Origin of the sequence: Stutzerimonas sp. FeSN7 (assembly GCF_030263795.1) — a bacterium.
Taxonomy (GTDB): Bacteria; Pseudomonadota; Gammaproteobacteria; order Pseudomonadales; family Pseudomonadaceae; genus Stutzerimonas; species Stutzerimonas stutzeri.
Window position 1 is genome coordinate 4,444,538 of sequence record NZ_JARPMN010000001.1, and the last position, 15,169, is coordinate 4,459,706.

Genomic DNA, 15,169 nt, shown 5'->3' on the forward strand with positions numbered 1-15,169 from the left:
GCGACGTTTTAACCAGTAGGCCAAGTAACAGATCACCTCGGCGAACTTGCGAGTTCACCGGTTCGGGATCGCTCGGCCTGCAGAAAGCAAAGCAGCGCAATAAAGCGCAACTAGAGAGAGGAAACACAAATGGCACGTTCGATCATGGAAGTTGCATTTCTCAGCGCCGAGAAAGTCGAGTTCGACAACGTGAAGCTGGTGAAGCTGTTTGTCGGTGACGAGCCGGACGGCAAGCGTGACCTCGGCATTTCCATCCTGTCGATGAATGTCTCCGAAGATGCCCTGGACGAAGTGTGGTCCGCCTGCGAAAGCCTCGATGTGCTTGAGCCGATCCGCGTTACCACCGAGATCGAGCGAGGCTCCAAGAACGCCGGCAAGTTCATCGTCCTGCACGTTGAGCCTGTGAAAGCAGCCGCTGCTCAAGCCCCCAAGCCGACTCAGCAACCGACCCCAACCGCCAAGCCAGCCGGCACCCAGCCGGAACAGGCCAAGGCCAACTAACCGGTAGGGGCGGCCATGCTGATCGATGACCGGGTGTACTGCGACTGCTGCGGAAACGACATGGGCAAGCTCATGGCGCTGCCCGCGCCGCAAAGCGACCTGCTGCCCGACCTCAGCCTGCCGCCCCACTTCGCCGTCTGCCCTGACTGCGAACCCTCCGAACAATCCGCCGACCTCGAGCAGGCCGGCGAATGAATTTCCTCGCCTGTGACGGTGACTGGCTGCAAAGCGCCGATGGCTCGCCCATCTGCTCCGGCTCGCTGGTCGCCCTCACGGTCGAGGAAATGCAAAGCCTCTACGGCTCTGCACTGACCTGGGACCAAGTCTCCGAGCTGCAAGGCGAAGCGATTGTTCTGTTCGCCACCGTGTTCGGCTTCCTGGTCCTGAAAAAAGCCCTGAAACAGTGAGGTATCACCCATGCAACTGAACAAGCACTTCATCAAGAAAATCGGCCTCGGCGCTGCCGTTGCTCTCTCGGCTGCTGCCGGCTCCGTCTACGCGGCAGTCCCGCCCGAAGCCACCCAAGCGCTGGATACCGCGGGCGCCGACGTCGGCACCATCGGTTGGGCGGTGTTCGCCGTGATCATCGCTGCGATGGTGTTCAAGTACATGCGCCGCGCCCTGTAACCGGGAACCGCGCACTGCATGTTCCGAAGCAAACAAACCCCGCTCCGGCGGGGTTTTCTCTTCCAGGGAAATGCCATGAGCTACGAACTGTACGTCCTGATCCTCACTACCCTGGCGTTTTACCTCGTGTTTTTTGGGCGGGTGTGAATATGAAAAGGATGCTTCTGATATTGCTGGCTGCGGGGATTTGGTGCTCGCCCGTTAGTGCTGAGGATTATTATTGGGATACTACTGCACGGATATTCGCTGCTTCTTCCCCTGCTGAAACGTGCAATTTGTGGGCCGCGGACAGATCAAAAACACTTCAGTACCCTATTCACTCTGTAACTTATTCACTTACTACTCCAACATCAGGTTTCTGTAAGGGGATATCCTATGGTGTTGAATATTCTGCAACTATCTACCGTTATGGGTCGGCTTGCCCGTCTGGCACAGAATACAACCCCACAACCGGCGAATGCGTAGCGCCGCCCAATGCCTGCGAAGCCACCATCGGCCAGGTCGTCACCCACGAACACAAGATGAAGGAAGCGGTCGGTCAGCCGGTGATCGATCCGCCTGGCTCGGTCTGCGCCAATAGCTGCCAGTACGCCTTCGGCTTTACGCCGGCCAGTAACGTCTACGTCTACAGCAGCGGCAATCCGCCCGGCGTCTTCGGTGTTTACAGCTATACCGGCAACGGCATCGAATGCAACGAAGACACCCGCAAGGAACCGGGCAACCCCGGCCAGCAGACCGATCCCGACGAAACCCCAACCCCCGATCCTGACAACAAATGCCCGGACGGCTACGTCTGGAACGGCACCTTCTGCAGCAAGGAACCGCCCAAACCGTGCGATCCCGAAGTTGAAGTCGGCGGCTGCGATGGCAACGAGAACCCCGATCCTGACAACCCTGGCGACGGTGACGGTGACGGTGACGGCGAAGGGGATGGTGACGGCAATGGAGACGGTGACGGTTCCGGCGATGGAGACGGTGATGGGTCAGGAGACGGTGATGGGTCAGGAGACGGCGACGGGGATGGCAAAGGAGACGGGGATGGGGCCGAATGCGACCCGGCCAAGGACCCAAACAAGTGCGGCAAGTCTAGCGTAGAGGGCGAAGCCTGTGACGCTGAGGTGAAGTGCACCGGCGACGCCGTGCAATGCGCGATTCTCCGCCAGCAAAAGGAACTGCGTTGCCACGCCGAGAAGCAGGCCGACTTCGAAAAGCATAAGCCCGCCATCGAAGCCGCCGTCCAGGGCGACAAGTTCCAGCTTGAGGAAGGTTCCGAGATTCAGCTGCCGTCCTTCATCAACCAGGGCACCCGTTTTCTGCCGTCCGCCTGTCCTGCCGCCGAGAGCTTCAGCCTGACCACGGCCGGCGGTCGCACTTTCCAGCTCAGCTACGAACCGCTTTGCCGCGCCGCCAGTGACCTGAGCGGCCTGTTCGTGGCTGTGGCCACCGTTCTTGCCGCCCTGTATGTAGGCCGCGGTGTAGGAGGTCAGTAATGCAATTCCTATTCATCGTTCAGATGCTGATCATCGTGCTTGGCCCGCTGGTAAAGATGGTGCTGAAAATGATCGGTTTCGGCTTCGTCTCGTACATGGGCTTCAACCTCATCATTGGCCAGGCGCAGGACTACCTGTTCGGCCTGATAGGGGATGTCGGGCCGGTCATCCAGGGCATTCTCGGGCTGGCCAAGTTCGATGTGGTGGTGAACCTGTATTTTGCCGCCATCTCCACGCGCTTCATCCTGGCGGGGATCGACAAGGCCACCGACCGCAAACGCAATCAGGTCTGGCGCAAGCCGGGCGGCACCTCCATCGAAGCCTAAGGAGACGCCGTCATGCTCGTTATCCGCACTGGCAAGCCCGGCCATGGCAAGACCCTCAACACCATTCGGGAGGTCGATCAAAAGGCCCACGCCGAAGGCCGCGTCGTCTACTTCCACAACATCAACGGCCTCAAGCCCGATCAGCTGCAAGCGCAGTGGTTCGAGTTCGAAGATCCGGAGAAGTGGTTCGAGCTGCCAAACGACTCGATCATCGTCGTGGACGAAGCGCAGGGCTGGTTCGGCGCACGCGATCCACGGGCGCGGCCACCGGAGCACATCACCCGCTTCGAGACAATGCGCCACCAGGGCCACGAAGTGCACCTCGTCACCCAGGACCCGCGCTATCTCGATGTGCATCTGCGTCGGCTGTGCAACACGCACATCCACTACTGGCGCGTGTTCAAGTCCGCCCAGCTGCTGCGCTTCGAGTCGGAAGTCGTCGTAGAGAAGGTCGAGCTGAAGACCAGCTTCAAGGACGCGGACAAGAAGTCGCTGCGCCTGGATAAGCGCTACTTCGGCGCCTACACCAGCACCAACGCCAAGCACCACTTCCAGGCCAAGGTGCCGACCAAGTTCATCCTGGCCATCTGCGTGCTGATCGGTGCGGGCATCCTCGTCTATCGCGCCTATGAGCGCTACAACGCCGAGAAAACCGCGCTCGTAGCCACCAGCAGCGCGCCGGCCGGGAGCATGGTTGATCAGGTAAGGGATACGGTCGGGTCGTTTATCCGGCCAAGCGCCTCCGACGCCGAACAGGCCGCGCCGCTCACCGTCGAGCAGTACCTGGGCAGGCGAGTGCCGAGGGTGCAGGACCTGCCAGCATCTGCGCCGGTGTATGACGGCCTGACCGGCCCGCAAACCTTTCCCAAGCCTGTATGCATCGCCACCAACGACCGCGATCTGATCGCCCGCAACTACAAGCGCATGCAGGTCGGTGACAGCGATGAAGGGCTGACGGGGTGCCGTTGCAACACCCAGCAGGGCACCCGCCTGGATGTGTCGTTTCGCTTCTGTATGTCGGTCGTGCAGAACGGCTACTTCGACGACACCAAGCCCGACCGTGGCTCGCCGCAGGACATGCGCAACCAGCCACCACCACCGACCACCGCACCGGCCTATCAACCGAGCCAGCAGCAAGCGGCTACCACGCTTACGCGCGTGCCCTACGAGAAGGGGCGTTTCCTGTGGTGATGACCGTCAGCGCGCGTGCGCTCCGCGCTCTTTGCACGCGCGGCGAGGCACGAGCCGGCGTGCAAACGCGCGCGCTGACGTCCCTGTAGCACGTCAGATAAATCCAGTTGAAACCGTCCGTTATTGGACATTGTTGGAGTTTCGAAGATGAGCGTTAAAGATCAAGCAAGGCTGGACCACATCACGGGCAACCCGACCAAGCGGGGACGGCTTTTCGTTGATCCAGGGACTGCGGCTATCACCGATCTGTCGAAGGTCCGGTTGCTGCGTTGCGGCGTCGATACGGTTCGCCAGTTGTATCGCGGGCTGATCCGTCCAGAGATCATGGCGCTGTTCGAGAAACCGGGCGCGATGGTGGAGTTTGCTGGCGAAGTCTGGCACTCGGGACGGGTCGGCCGGGACTCTGGCTACCAGTACAAGCTCCAGAACGCTGACCTCGGGTTCATCCTGCTCATCAAGAATTTCAACGCCAAGCTCGAAAACATCGGGCCACACCTGAAAATCGAGGTGTCGCCGCATGCCATCGACGCGCTGTCGCCGGAACGTCTGCAAGAGCGGATGGACTACTACGCTGCAGCAGTGATGACCAATCGCGAGCGCAATCAGTGTGCCGTTCACTTGGCATTGGACCTTCAGGGGTGGACCCCTCCAGCTGATCTGGTTGCCCGCCTCCACTGTCGCGCGCGCGCAACCCGCGATATTTCTGGCATCAAGGAAATTCAGTGGACCATGGAGTCGGCCACCTATGGCAAGGGCCAATCCTTCCTGTTTGGCTCGGCCAGCGGTGTGCAGCTCGGCATCTACAACAAAACGCTTCAGGCGCGAGCCAATGACAAGCTCGACTACTGGGAAAGCGTGTGGCGTCGTCGGGATTCCTTCGATCCTACCGATCCCGATAACTACGATCCGACCCAAGACGTCTGGCGCGTCGAGCTGCGCTATCACCACTCCGTAATCCAGCAGTTCGCCAGCGGCTCGATCAGTGCGAAGACCGGCGAGGCCATCGATACGGATTCGTTTGCGGCGTTCTCGGCGCATCTGGACGGCCTGTGGCGCTATGGCCTGAGCCAGTTCAAGCTGATCGCCCGCCCCGGCTATTACGAGCCGATCTGGACGCTAATGCGGGATGACGCGAGGGTCGATCTACCAGTCGATTCCCTGGTCGAGGAAACGGAGTACAAGCGCTATTACAAGACCAGCCGTGGATTCAGCGGCAAGAACGTCGAGCTGTTCCTGGGAAACTTCGTAAGCCTGCTGGCAAGGGAGCGAGTGGGCGCTAAGACCGCATTTGATCGATTGAAGCAATGGGAATGCTGGCCAGTGATCCGCGACCACTACGCCGCCAAGGATATGAGCGAGCGTGACCTGTACAAGCACATCAAGAACCTGTTGCAGGAACGACACGTGCGCTGGGGGCGTGCCGTCTGATGGCGATACAGGCACTCTCTGACGGACGCTGGCGGGTCGATGTTGAGCCGATCAAGGGCAAGCGATTCCGTAAGACCTTCAAGACCAAGGGCGAGGCTCAGCGCTTCGAAGCGACGTGCCGATCCAAGCTGATCGAAAGCCCGCAATGGTCACCGAAGCCGAAGGATCGTCGTCGCCTGTCCCAACTGGTGGAATGCTGGGGTCGTCTGCATGGCGGTTCGCTGTCCGACTACGAAGGTCGCCGCGTCATCATGGATCGTATGGTCGAACGCCTGAAAGACCCTGTGGCCATAGCCTTCACTGCTACCGATTTCGCGGAGTACCGCGCGAAGCGCCTCGCGTCCGGCATCAGCCCGAAAACGCTTAACAACGAGCTTTCGTACCTGCGGGCCATGTTCAATGAGCTGCGGCGACTTGGTGAAATCGAGTTCGATAACCCGCTCTCGATGCTCAGAGCGATTCGGGTGCAGGAAAGGGAACTGTCCTACCTCGACAGCCATCAGATCGACCGACTGTTCCAGGTACTGCGCAGCATGACGCACCCGCATGTCGAACTGATCGCCATGATCTGTCTGGTAACGGGTTGCCGATGGGGTGAAGCGCAAGGGCTCACGATCAGCCGGGTGGGCGATGGCATGCTCCAGTTCGTCAACACGAAGTCGAAGCGTCGTCGTGTGGTGCCGGTCGATCCGAAGCTGGCGGAGCGGATTCGCCAACATCTTCGGGAACACGGTGCGTTTACCAACTGCCGGGATCGGTTCGATGAGGCGGTTTCGCGAGCCGGGCTGGGGTTGCCTGCGGGACAAAAGTCGCATGTGTTGCGGCATACCTTCGCCTCACACTTCATCGCGAACGGTGGCAATATCCTGACCTTGCAGAAAATTCTCGGTCACTCGTCCCTGGCAATGACAATGCGATACGCGCACCTTGCGCCCGATCATCTGCAAGACGTGTTAGCCTTTGGTCCTGCTAGGGATTTTCGACACTTCTTCGACACTCCCGCCTCTGAGCTACAGTTGGGGCAGGAAAATCCTTTGTAAATCAATAAGGAAGGCAATCGCACCCGGTGGTGCGGCCGGGCTTCAAACCCGGTTGGGGGCGGCAGCCGCTCCCGGGTGAGTTCGACTCTCACTGCCTTCCGCCAATCTCCCTCGCCTCCACCCTCTCTCCAGCCGCCAGATCGGTGTGCGACAGTCTGACCCATATCGCGATATCAAAAAGCCATCGCCTTATCATGCGAAGCGCGTCACAATCAGCGTTTTTCTTTCCAGGGACGGGAGAGACGCTTGTGAACGATCGGATCGATGAGCGGCGTGCGTTTCATGCACTGCGAGACCATATCGATTGCCTGTTGGCGGCAGGTGCTTCGCTGGTCGGCCGGGACCCGGTGCAGCTGAGCCTGCAGGGCCGCACGTTGACGGTACGGCATGGAATGCTGGTCAACGAGAATGGTCATCAGGACCTGATCGAGACGCTGGCCGAGCTGGAATGGTCGAACAAGCGCACCCGCGATATGGCGATCGAACTCTGCATCCGCCAGCTCGATCAGGCGATCAAAGAAAGCTGCGACAAGGTACTGGGCTGTTCGACGCCCGATAAATCCTGAGATTGCGCCTGGGCATGTTGTTGAGGGTGGGCTGAAGCCCACCGTACCGAGCAGCCTGCAGCACCGTTACTTCCACTGCAACGCCTGCACATGGGCGTTGGCCGGGTCGAAGTTGTCCAGGCGCATGCGTTCGGCGATTGCCGGCTTGGCTGCTTCACCCAATGGGAAGACGTCGCGCGCAGCAGCCCAGTTCTCGGGTTGCAGGCGGACCATCCAGCCTTCGCCGTAACAGTCCTGGTTGATCAGCCCGGGGCGCTTCAGCAGCGCTTCGTTCACCGCCAACAGTGTGCCGCTAAGTGGACAGCGTGCCGAGGACGCGGCCTTGGCGAATTCCACCACGCCGAAGCTGCGGTCGCGCTCGATGCGGGCGCCGACGCGCTTGGGAGTAAAGGCGAATATCTGGCCGTAGAGCGCGCAACCGTAGGCAGTCAGGCCGAGGGTGACGCTGCCGTCGGCTTCCTCGCGCAGCCACAGGCTGTGCTCCGGCGCGTAACGCAGCGTGTCGGGAAATTCCAGGCCCTGCACATTCATAGGGTCAGCACCCGCTCGTACTCCAAGATCATCTGCGCCAGCTCGCCACCGCTGGAGATGTCGTCCAGCTCGGCGATCAGCGCGGAGGCCTCCAACTGGGCGCCGGGCTGGCGGCACATCAGCAGCCGCGCGCCCACCGCTTTGGCATTGCGAATAAAGTGCAGCAACGGTTCGCCCCCGTCCACCGCGCACAGCGTTGCGGCGACCTCGGGGTGCGCCAGCTGCGTGGCCTCTCCGGTGAGGTAGAGGGTGACCTCGGCATCCATGCAGGCGAGCAGCGTCGCGATGTGGAATGGCGCGGCGCAACGGGCGGGGGTACTGGGGCCGCTGGCTACCAGGATCAGCACGCGTGGTGAGGGAGACTGCTGCATAACGCCTCTTCTGGACCAGGCCGACGAGTTAAGCCGTCAAGCGCACGTTCGCCGCCGTTCGGGCCATTGCATGAAACTATCATCACCATAGCCTACAGTCTCGATTTCATGGTCTAGGATTTTTCACGGATGCACAGATAGGAGATCGAGCATGCTGGCGACACTGCTACCGGCCCTGAAAGAACTCGCCGTGCCACTGAAACTGCAGCTGTGGGATGGCAAGGAGATCGACATCGGCCCCGCCCCTTCCGTCACGCTGGTCATCAGGGACCCCAGCCTCGTCACTCAGTTGGCCAGTCCCAGTCTGGATGTGCTTGGCGCCGCCTATGTCGAAGGTCAGATCGACCTGCACGGGCCGGTGGATGAGGTCATCCGTATCGGCGACGTGATCAGTCGGGCAATGAGCCAGGACGATTTCTCGACACCGGCACGCGAGGCCCATGACAAGGCGACAGACGCCGAGGCCATCTCCTACCACTATGACCTGTCCAACGACTTCTACCAGCTCTGGCTGGACCGCGACATGGTCTATTCCTGTGCCTATTTCGAGACCGGCGAAGAGGCTATCGACCAGGCGCAGCAGGCCAAGCTGCGCCTGATCTGCCGCAAGCTGCGGCTCAAGCCCGGCGACCGCCTGCTGGATGTCGGCTGCGGTTGGGGCGGATTGGCCCGCTTCGCCGCCCGCGAGTTCGGCGCCCGGGTGTTCGGCATCACCCTCAGCCGCGAGCAGCTGGCGCTGGCCCGCGAGCGCGTGGCGGCCGAGGGGCTGCAGGATCAGGTACAACTGGAGCTGATGGATTACCGCGACCTGCCGCAGGACGAGCGCTTCGACAAGGTGGTCAGCGTCGGCATGTTCGAGCACGTCGGCCACGCCAATCTGCCGCTGTACTGCCAGCGGCTGTTCGGCGCGGTGCGTCCGGGTGGCTTGGTACTCAACCACGGCATCACCTCGCGCCATCTCGATGGCCGGCCGGTGGGCCATGGCGCCGGCGAGTTCATCGATCGCTACGTGTTTCCCCATGGCGAGCTGCCGCACCTGGTGAACATCAGCGGCTGCATCAGCGAAGCGGGGCTGGAGATCGTCGACGTGGAAAGCCTGCGCCTGCATTACGCACGTACGCTGCAGCTGTGGAGCGAGCGGCTGGAAGCCCGGCTCGCCGAGGCCCAGGCGCTGGTGCCCGAGCGGGCGCTGCGTATCTGGCGGCTGTATCTGGCGGGTTGCGCCTATGGTTTCCGCCGCGACTGGATCGACCTGCATCAGATTCTGGCGACCAAGCCGCTGCCGGACGGCTCCCACGAGCTGCCCTGGACACGCGCCGACCTGTACCGCTGAAGAGGCTGGCCGCTGCGCCCGACGTCGATGGGCGCGGTGTGCTGCCTTCAACGCAGTAACAGCAGCGGCGTGCGGGTGGTGCGGATCATGTTGGTGGTGGTGCTGCCGACGAAGAACTGGCGAATGCGCGAATGGCCGTAGGCGCCCATCACCAGCAGATCGATGCCGTGCTCGGCCTGATAGGCATGTAGGGTCTGCTCGACCTCACCGTCGCGGATGGCGATCTGCACTGCGAAACCGGCCGACGCCAGTACGGCGCGCGCATCTTCCAGCTGCGCGCGGTGCTCGGCGCCATCCTGCCCGACCATCACCAGATGGATCGGCATGCCTTTGAACAGCGGGCTGCCGGCCAGCATTTCCATGCCCTTGCGACTGGTGGCACTGCCGTCGAAGGCGAGCATCACGCTCTGCGGCGCACTGAATTCGCCGGGTACCACCAGGATCGGTCGCTGCATGGTGCGGATGACATTCTCCAGCTGGCTGCCAATGTGCTGGAGGGCATCGTCGCTGTCCTCACCCTGGCGGCCGATCACCAGCAGGCGCGTTTCGTTCTGCAGATCGCGCAGGGCTTCGACCAGGTCGCCATGACGCTGCCGGCATTCCGGCTGGGCGACACCGGCGGCAATCGCCCGCTGGCGCGCCGCATCGAACATCATGCGGCCCTCCTCAAGGGCGAGCTTGGCGCGCTTTTCGTCCAGCGTCGCCAGCTCCTGCAGCAGGAACTCGCGGCTGCCGAGCCCGATGATGCCGCTGAGGTCGCCCGACATCGGGTACTGCTGGCGATCCAGCACGTGCAGCAGCGTCAGCGGCGCGCCCAGCCGCCGGCTGGCCCAGGCCGCGCAATCACAGACCGCCGCGGCCTGCGGAGAGCCGTCGATACAAGCCATTACATGGGTCATGGTGCTTCTCCTGGTCAGTAGCTCACACGATCGGGTCGATGGCCGCGGGTTCGCCATGCACGTCGAGGCGATCGTCGCGCTCGCTTGTTGAGACCCGGCACCCGGGCATCGGTGCCGTCGCGGCGGTCATTGCTGCCTGCTCACCAACGGCTCGTCTACCCGAACACGGTAGGCCAGGGCGCAGGGGATGACCACCGCCAGGACGGCAGTCGTCTGGCCATCGGGAACGACGAAGGCCCGACTGGCGAGCCGGGCTGCCGAGCTAGGTCCAGAGCTCGTCCAGGTTGTTGAAACCCCAGGCGGCGGGATCTTCCCGGCCGACGATGCGGTCGCCGCATTGGGGGTTGGAGAGATCCAGCTCCTGGGCGGGAATCGCCGCCCGGGTGCGTACCGAATAGAACAGCTTCAGCCGCGGCGCGGTCAGTTGCTGCGGATGATGCTCGATAACCACGCCGAGCCGACCCGACTGCAGCCGCACCAGCGAGCCCAGCGGATAAATGCCCACGGTACGGACGAAGGCGTGCAGCAGCTGCGTATCGAAATGCCCTTGCCACTGGGCCATGCGTGCCAGCGAGCCCGAGGCATCCCAGGCCGTCTTGTACGGGCGGTTCGAAGTGATGGCGTCGTACACATCGCAGATCGCACCCATGCGAGCCAGCAGGCTGATCTCTTCGCCCGCCAGCCGGTGCGGGTAGCCGGTGCCGTCGACCTTTTCATGGTGATGCAGGCAGACGTCCAGCACCGCGTCGGATACGGCGGTCTGCGCGGCGAGCAGCATGGCATGGCCGCGCTCCGGGTGGCTGCGCATGATGGCGTACTCGTCGTCGCTCAGCTTGCCCGGCTTGTTGAGCACATCCAGCGGCATGGCCATCTTGCCGATGTCGTGCAGCAACCCGGCCATCCCGGCTTCGTGCACCTGATCCTCGGGCAGGTCCAGCTGACGGGCGAGCGCGACCATCAGCGCGCACACCGCCACCGAATGCATGTAGGTGTATTCGTCCTTGGTCTTCAGGCGCGCCAGGCTCAGCAGCGCCGAACCGTTGCGCGCCAGCGAGGCGGATATCTGCTCCACCAGGGGCTGGCACTGTTGCGGATCGACGGCTTTGCCCAGACGAGCCTCGTTGAACATCGAGGTCACCTGCTCCTTGGAGCGCTTGAGCAGCCGGCTCGCGCGCTGCAACTCGTCATCCACGCTGCACTGCTGCGTCGAGGTGGTGGCATCCGACGGCAGGCTGGAGGGCTCCGGTGGTTGCACCAGCGGTGGCGCATCGGCGGCGGCCGGCGTTGCCGTTTCGACATCCACGCCCTTCTCCACGTCGATCCACAGCGCCTTGACGCCACTGCTGCGCAGCGTCTGCAGGTCGGCGGGATCGGTCAGCAGGAACTTGCTGCGCCAGAACGGATGGTCGAACCAGCTGCCCTCCAGAGCGTGTACGTACATGCCGAAGCGAAGCTGACTGACAAGGATTTTTCTGAGCAAGGCGCACCTCGATTCGTGAGCGGCGCTGGTAGCCGCGCAAGCGTTCCATGCTCGCCACTACAAGAACTCCCCACAGTATATGTGTGATGGCACTTTGCCTCTACATGTCTGGATCAAGACTTTGGTGTCGATCGGCTCGCCGGTCGGTCCACAGGGACTACGGCTTTCGCTTACCATCGTCGCGTCCTTTCGCGAGCGTCGCCAATGCCTGTCATCTCCAACCGCAGCCGCGTCAGCCTGATCGTGGCGTTGATCCTCGTCGGTCTGCTGCTCAGCATGTACTGGGCCGGGCGGCTGGCCGAGCAGCGCGCCTGGGCCGAGCGCGGGCAAGAATCGCAGGGGCAGCTGGAGCTCTATGCGCAGGCCATCCACACCCAGGTCGAGCGCTTCCGCTCGGTGCCGGCGTTGCTGGCGCTGGATAGCGACATCCAGGCATTACTCGCCGACCCGGGCAACCGCCAGCTGCGCGGCCAGCTCAACCAGCGCCTGGAGCAGCAGAACCACGCCGCGGGCTCCTCGGTGCTGTACCTGCTGGATCGTAACGGCGAGACCATCGCAGCCAGCAACTGGCGTGACTGGAGCAGCTTCGTCGGCAACAACTATGCCTTTCGCCCCTATTTCCGCGACGCCGTGGCCAACGGCAGCGGGCGTTACTTCGCGGTCGGCGTGACCACCGGCATTCCCGGCTATTTCCTTTCAAGTTCGGTGAAGAACGCTGCCGGCGAGCTGCTCGGCGTACTGGTGGTCAAGCTCGAACTGGAGGACATGCAGCGCGACTGGGTCGGCCAGCCGGGTATCCTGCTGATCGCCGACTCGCTGGACATCGTCATCCTCACCAACCGCCCGGCCTGGCGCTTTCGCTACCTGCGCCCGCTGAGCGACGAGGTGCGCAGCCGGTTGGTGGATGTGCGCCGCTATGCCGAGCAGACCCTGCAGCCGCTGCAGAGCAGCCGGGTGCAGCAGCTCGACGAGGGCAGCGAGCGCCGCCTGGTGGACGGCCCGGATGGCCGCCGCGAGTACCTCTGGCAGCGTCTGGCATTGCCCGAGGAAGACTGGACCTTGCACCTGCTGCATGACCCGCAGTCGATCGCCGCCAGTGTGCGCAGCTATCGCCTGGCCGCGGCCGGCGTATGGATGACGCTGGCGTTCCTGTTGCTCTACCTGGCACAGCGACGCAAGACCCGCCGCCTCGAACTGCGCAGCCGCAGTGAGCTGGAGCGCCTGGTGCAGGAACGCACCCGCGAGCTGCACACCGCCCAGGACGAGCTGGTGCATGCTGCGCGCATGGCGGCACTGGGGCAGATGTCCGCCGCGCTGGCCCACGAAATCAACCAGCCGCTTACCGCCCTGCGAATGCAACTGGCCAGCCTGCGCCTGCTGCTAGACAACGGCCGCGAGGGCGAAGTGCGCGAAGGGCTCGGGCACGTGGAAGGTCTGCTCGAGCGCATGGCCGCGCTGACTGGCCATCTGAAGACCTTTGCCCGCAAGAGTCCTGCCGGCCTGCAACAGCACCTGGCGCTGGCCGATGTGCTGGAACAGGCGTTGCAGCTGCTGTCGCCGCGCATTCGCAGCGAGCAGGTGGAGGTATTCCGCCAGGTGCCGACCGAGGCCACGGTGCGTGGCGATGCGATCCGCCTGGAGCAGGTGCTGATCAATCTGCTGCACAACGCGCTGGACGCCATGGCCGAGCGGCCGCAACGGCGCCTGCGCATCCTCTGTCGGCGCGTCGGCGACGCCTGGCAGCTCAGCGTTGCCGACAATGGCGGCGGCATTGCCAGCGAGCATCTGGATCAGGTGTTCGAGCCCTTCTTCACCACCAAGCCGGTGGGTCAGGGCCTGGGCCTGGGCCTGGCGGTGTCCTATGGCATCGTGCGCGACATGGGCGGCACCCTGGAGGTGAGCAACGACGAACAGGGCGCGGTGTTCACCCTGACGCTGCCGGCTGCCGAAGTGCACGCCGCCGAGTAAACTGCGGCGACGCGAGCGCGAGGAGCTGGCAATGAGCGGGCAGGTAATCTTCATCGATGACGAGGCGGCGATCCGTCAGGCCGTGCAGCAATGGCTGGAGCTCTCCGGCTTCCAGGTGCGCACCTTTTCCCGCGCGCGGGAAGCGCTGTCGGTACTGGATCGCGACTTTCCCGGTGTGCTGATCAGCGACGTGCGCATGCCAGACCTCGACGGCCTCGGCCTGCTGGAGCGGCTGATCGAACTGGATGCCGACCTGCCGGTGATCATGGTCACCGGCCACGGTGACGTGCCCATGGCCGTGCAGGCGCTGCGTCAGGGCGCCTACGATTTCATCGAGAAGCCCTTTACCCCCGAGCGCCTGCTGGACAGCGTGCGCCGCGCGATGGACAAGCGCCGGCTGGTCTGCGAGAACCGCCAGCTGCGCGAGCAGTTCGCCCGCAAGGGGCGTATCGAATCGCAGCTGCTGGGCGTATCCCGCGCCATGGATAACCTGCGACGCCAGGTGCTGGAGCTGGCCGGAACCGACGTCAACGTGCTGATCCGCGGCGAAACCGGCAGCGGCAAGGAGCAGGTGGCGCGCTGCCTGCACGACTTCAGCCCGCGCGCCGGCGGGCCGTTCGTGGCGCTGAACTGCGCGGCGATCCCGGAAACCATCTTCGAGAGCGAGCTGTTCGGCCATGAAAGCGGCGCCTTCACCGGCGCCCAGGGCAAGCGCATCGGCCGCATCGAACACGCCGCCGGCGGCACGCTGTTTCTCGACGAGATCGAAAGCATGCCGCTGGCGCAGCAGGTCAAGCTGCTGCGCGTGCTGCAGGAGAAGACCCTGGAGCGGCTGGGCTCCAACCGCAGCATTGAGGTCGATCTGCGGGTGATCAGCGCGGCCAAGCCGGATTTGCTGGAAGAGGTGCGTGGCGGGCGCTTCCGCGAGGACCTGCTGTACCGGCTGAACGTCGCCGAGCTGCATATCCCGCCACTGCGCGAGCGGCGCGAGGACATTCCGCTGCTGTTCGAACACTTTGCCAGCCAGGCCGCCCAGCGCCACGGCCGTGCCGCACCACCGGTGACGCCCGGCGAACTGGCGCAGCTGCTCGCCCACGACTGGCCGGGCAACGTGCGCGAACTGATCAACGCTGCCGAACGCCACGCCCTCGGCCTCAGCGCGCCGGCCCCGGCGAGCAGCGGCGGACAGTCGCTGGCCGAGCAGATGGAAGCCTTCGAGGCGCAGTGCCTGCACAATGCGTTGCAGCAATGCAAAGGCAACATTGCCGAGGTGATGACCCAGCTGCAGCTGCCGCGCCGAACCCTCAACGAAAAGATGCAGCGCCACGGCTTGAGCCGCAGTGACTATTTGCCGGCCGGAAGTTGCGACAACTGATCACGGCAGCCGCCCTCGTCGCCTCTGCAAACCGTCGCAGCGC

General features: G+C 63.4%; 17 protein-coding genes and 1 tRNA gene. 14 read left to right on the forward strand and 4 right to left on the reverse strand.

All coding sequences use genetic code 11. The features are described 5' to 3' along the window. Positions 1-129 precede the first annotated feature (129 nt). From P5703_RS21190 to P5703_RS21240, 11 genes are all read left to right on the forward strand, one after another. Positions 130-501 carry a hypothetical protein gene (locus tag P5703_RS21190; protein ID WP_285589602.1) on the forward strand — a complete coding sequence of 124 codons (372 nt, stop codon included), beginning with the start codon at positions 130-132 and terminating at the stop codon, positions 499-501. Positions 502-516: 15 nt separating this feature from the next. Then, a complete protein-coding gene (locus tag P5703_RS21195; protein WP_265661398.1) occupies positions 517-696 on the forward strand; it encodes a hypothetical protein in 180 nt (59 codons plus the stop codon). Next, positions 693-908 carry a hypothetical protein gene (locus tag P5703_RS21200; RefSeq protein ID WP_285589606.1) on the forward strand — a complete coding sequence of 72 codons (216 nt, stop codon included), beginning with the start codon at positions 693-695 and terminating at the stop codon, positions 906-908. The genes P5703_RS21195 and P5703_RS21200 overlap by 4 nt, the downstream gene beginning before the upstream one ends. A 10-nt stretch (positions 909-918) precedes the next feature. Beyond that, the gene (locus P5703_RS21205) at positions 919-1,128 is read left to right on the forward strand and encodes a major capsid protein (protein ID WP_285589607.1); all 210 of its coding nucleotides are present in this window, start codon (positions 919-921) and stop codon (positions 1,126-1,128) included. Between the two features lie 521 nt (positions 1,129-1,649). Continuing rightward, a complete protein-coding gene (locus P5703_RS21210; RefSeq protein WP_285589609.1) occupies positions 1,650-2,618 on the forward strand; it encodes a virulence factor TspB C-terminal domain-related protein in 969 nt (322 codons plus the stop codon). Next, on the forward strand, positions 2,618-2,944 hold the full coding sequence (locus P5703_RS21215) for a DUF2523 domain-containing protein (protein ID WP_265661401.1): 327 nt from the start codon (positions 2,618-2,620) through the stop codon (positions 2,942-2,944). The genes P5703_RS21210 and P5703_RS21215 overlap by 1 nt, the downstream gene beginning before the upstream one ends. Positions 2,945-2,956: 12 nt before the next feature. After that, a complete protein-coding gene (locus P5703_RS21220) occupies positions 2,957-4,135 on the forward strand; it encodes a zonular occludens toxin domain-containing protein (protein ID WP_285589611.1) in 1,179 nt (392 codons plus the stop codon). Positions 4,136-4,282: 147 nt separating this feature from the next. After that, positions 4,283-5,563, forward strand: coding sequence for a phage replication initiation factor (locus P5703_RS21225; protein ID WP_125881907.1), 1,281 nt, complete (start codon positions 4,283-4,285; stop codon positions 5,561-5,563). Then, positions 5,563-6,603, forward strand: a complete 1,041-nt coding sequence (locus P5703_RS21230; protein WP_285589614.1) for a phage integrase — start codon at positions 5,563-5,565, stop codon at positions 6,601-6,603. The genes P5703_RS21225 and P5703_RS21230 overlap by 1 nt, the downstream gene beginning before the upstream one ends. Before the next feature lie 8 nt (positions 6,604-6,611). Continuing rightward, positions 6,612-6,707: transfer RNA gene (locus tag P5703_RS21235), tRNA-Sec, on the forward strand. Between the two features lie 144 nt (positions 6,708-6,851). After that, a complete protein-coding gene (locus P5703_RS21240; RefSeq protein WP_111481790.1) occupies positions 6,852-7,169 on the forward strand; it encodes a hypothetical protein in 318 nt (105 codons plus the stop codon). A 66-nt stretch (positions 7,170-7,235) separates the two neighbouring features. Here the strand turns inward: P5703_RS21240 and P5703_RS21245 are convergent, their stop codons facing one another. Continuing rightward, positions 7,236-7,700, reverse strand: a complete 465-nt coding sequence (locus P5703_RS21245; protein WP_170801102.1) for a glycine cleavage system protein H — start codon at positions 7,698-7,700, stop codon at positions 7,236-7,238. Then, positions 7,697-8,071 carry a DsrE family protein gene (locus P5703_RS21250; protein ID WP_265661405.1) on the reverse strand — a complete coding sequence of 125 codons (375 nt, stop codon included), beginning with the start codon at positions 8,069-8,071 and terminating at the stop codon, positions 7,697-7,699. The genes P5703_RS21245 and P5703_RS21250 overlap by 4 nt, the downstream gene beginning before the upstream one ends. A 151-nt stretch (positions 8,072-8,222) precedes the next feature. Here P5703_RS21250 and cfaB point away from each other — a divergent pair, with 151 nt between their 5' ends. After that, positions 8,223-9,404, forward strand: coding sequence for a C17 cyclopropane fatty acid synthase CfaB (gene cfaB / locus P5703_RS21255; protein ID WP_045158116.1), 1,182 nt, complete (start codon positions 8,223-8,225; stop codon positions 9,402-9,404). A gap of 47 nt (positions 9,405-9,451) precedes the next feature. On the opposite strand, the gene P5703_RS21260 is transcribed toward cfaB, so the two are convergent. Further along, positions 9,452-10,303, reverse strand: coding sequence for a universal stress protein (locus P5703_RS21260; protein ID WP_285589620.1), 852 nt, complete (start codon positions 10,301-10,303; stop codon positions 9,452-9,454). Between the two features lie 262 nt (positions 10,304-10,565). Next, entirely contained in the window at positions 10,566-11,783 is a 1,218-nt protein-coding gene (locus tag P5703_RS21265) for a cyclic di-GMP phosphodiesterase (RefSeq protein ID WP_020699870.1), read from the reverse strand. Positions 11,784-11,987: 204 nt separating this feature from the next. Between P5703_RS21265 and P5703_RS21270 the strand changes: the two genes are divergently transcribed. Both P5703_RS21270 and mifR read left to right on the forward strand, forming a co-directional pair. Continuing rightward, positions 11,988-13,751: a sensor histidine kinase gene (locus P5703_RS21270; RefSeq protein WP_019407414.1), complete on the forward strand. Its 1,764-nt coding sequence runs from the start codon at positions 11,988-11,990 to the stop codon at positions 13,749-13,751. A gap of 31 nt (positions 13,752-13,782) precedes the next feature. Next, positions 13,783-15,126 (forward strand): two-component system response regulator MifR, encoded by a 1,344-nt coding sequence (gene mifR, locus P5703_RS21275; RefSeq protein ID WP_125852492.1) that lies wholly within the window; start codon positions 13,783-13,785, stop codon positions 15,124-15,126. Positions 15,127-15,169: the final 43 nt, after the last annotated feature.

Bases quoted from the DNA above. Each gene is read 5' to 3' on its own strand.
- P5703_RS21220 (WP_285589611.1), top strand. From the start codon at position 2,957: ATGCTCGTTATCCGCACTGGCAAGCCCGGCCATGGCAAGACCCTCAAC.
- P5703_RS21200 (WP_285589606.1), top strand. From the start codon at position 693: ATGAATTTCCTCGCCTGTGACGGTGACTGGCTGCAAAGCGCCGATGGC.
- P5703_RS21195 (WP_265661398.1), top strand. From the start codon at position 517: ATGCTGATCGATGACCGGGTGTACTGCGACTGCTGCGGAAACGACATG.
- P5703_RS21260 (WP_285589620.1), bottom strand. From the start codon at position 10,303: ATGACCCATGTAATGGCTTGTATCGACGGCTCTCCGCAGGCCGCGGCG.
- mifR (WP_125852492.1), top strand. From the start codon at position 13,783: ATGAGCGGGCAGGTAATCTTCATCGATGACGAGGCGGCGATCCGTCAG.
- P5703_RS21215 (WP_265661401.1), top strand. From the start codon at position 2,618: ATGCAATTCCTATTCATCGTTCAGATGCTGATCATCGTGCTTGGCCCG.
- P5703_RS21190 (WP_285589602.1), top strand. From the start codon at position 130: ATGGCACGTTCGATCATGGAAGTTGCATTTCTCAGCGCCGAGAAAGTC.
- P5703_RS21270 (WP_019407414.1), top strand. From the start codon at position 11,988: ATGCCTGTCATCTCCAACCGCAGCCGCGTCAGCCTGATCGTGGCGTTG.
- P5703_RS21210 (WP_285589609.1), top strand. From the start codon at position 1,650: ATGAAGGAAGCGGTCGGTCAGCCGGTGATCGATCCGCCTGGCTCGGTC.
- P5703_RS21225 (WP_125881907.1), top strand. From the start codon at position 4,283: ATGAGCGTTAAAGATCAAGCAAGGCTGGACCACATCACGGGCAACCCG.
- P5703_RS21250 (WP_265661405.1), bottom strand. From the start codon at position 8,071: ATGCAGCAGTCTCCCTCACCACGCGTGCTGATCCTGGTAGCCAGCGGC.
- cfaB (WP_045158116.1), top strand. From the start codon at position 8,223: ATGCTGGCGACACTGCTACCGGCCCTGAAAGAACTCGCCGTGCCACTG.
- P5703_RS21205 (WP_285589607.1), top strand. From the start codon at position 919: ATGCAACTGAACAAGCACTTCATCAAGAAAATCGGCCTCGGCGCTGCC.
- P5703_RS21245 (WP_170801102.1), bottom strand. From the start codon at position 7,700: ATGAATGTGCAGGGCCTGGAATTTCCCGACACGCTGCGTTACGCGCCG.
- P5703_RS21230 (WP_285589614.1), top strand. From the start codon at position 5,563: ATGGCGATACAGGCACTCTCTGACGGACGCTGGCGGGTCGATGTTGAG.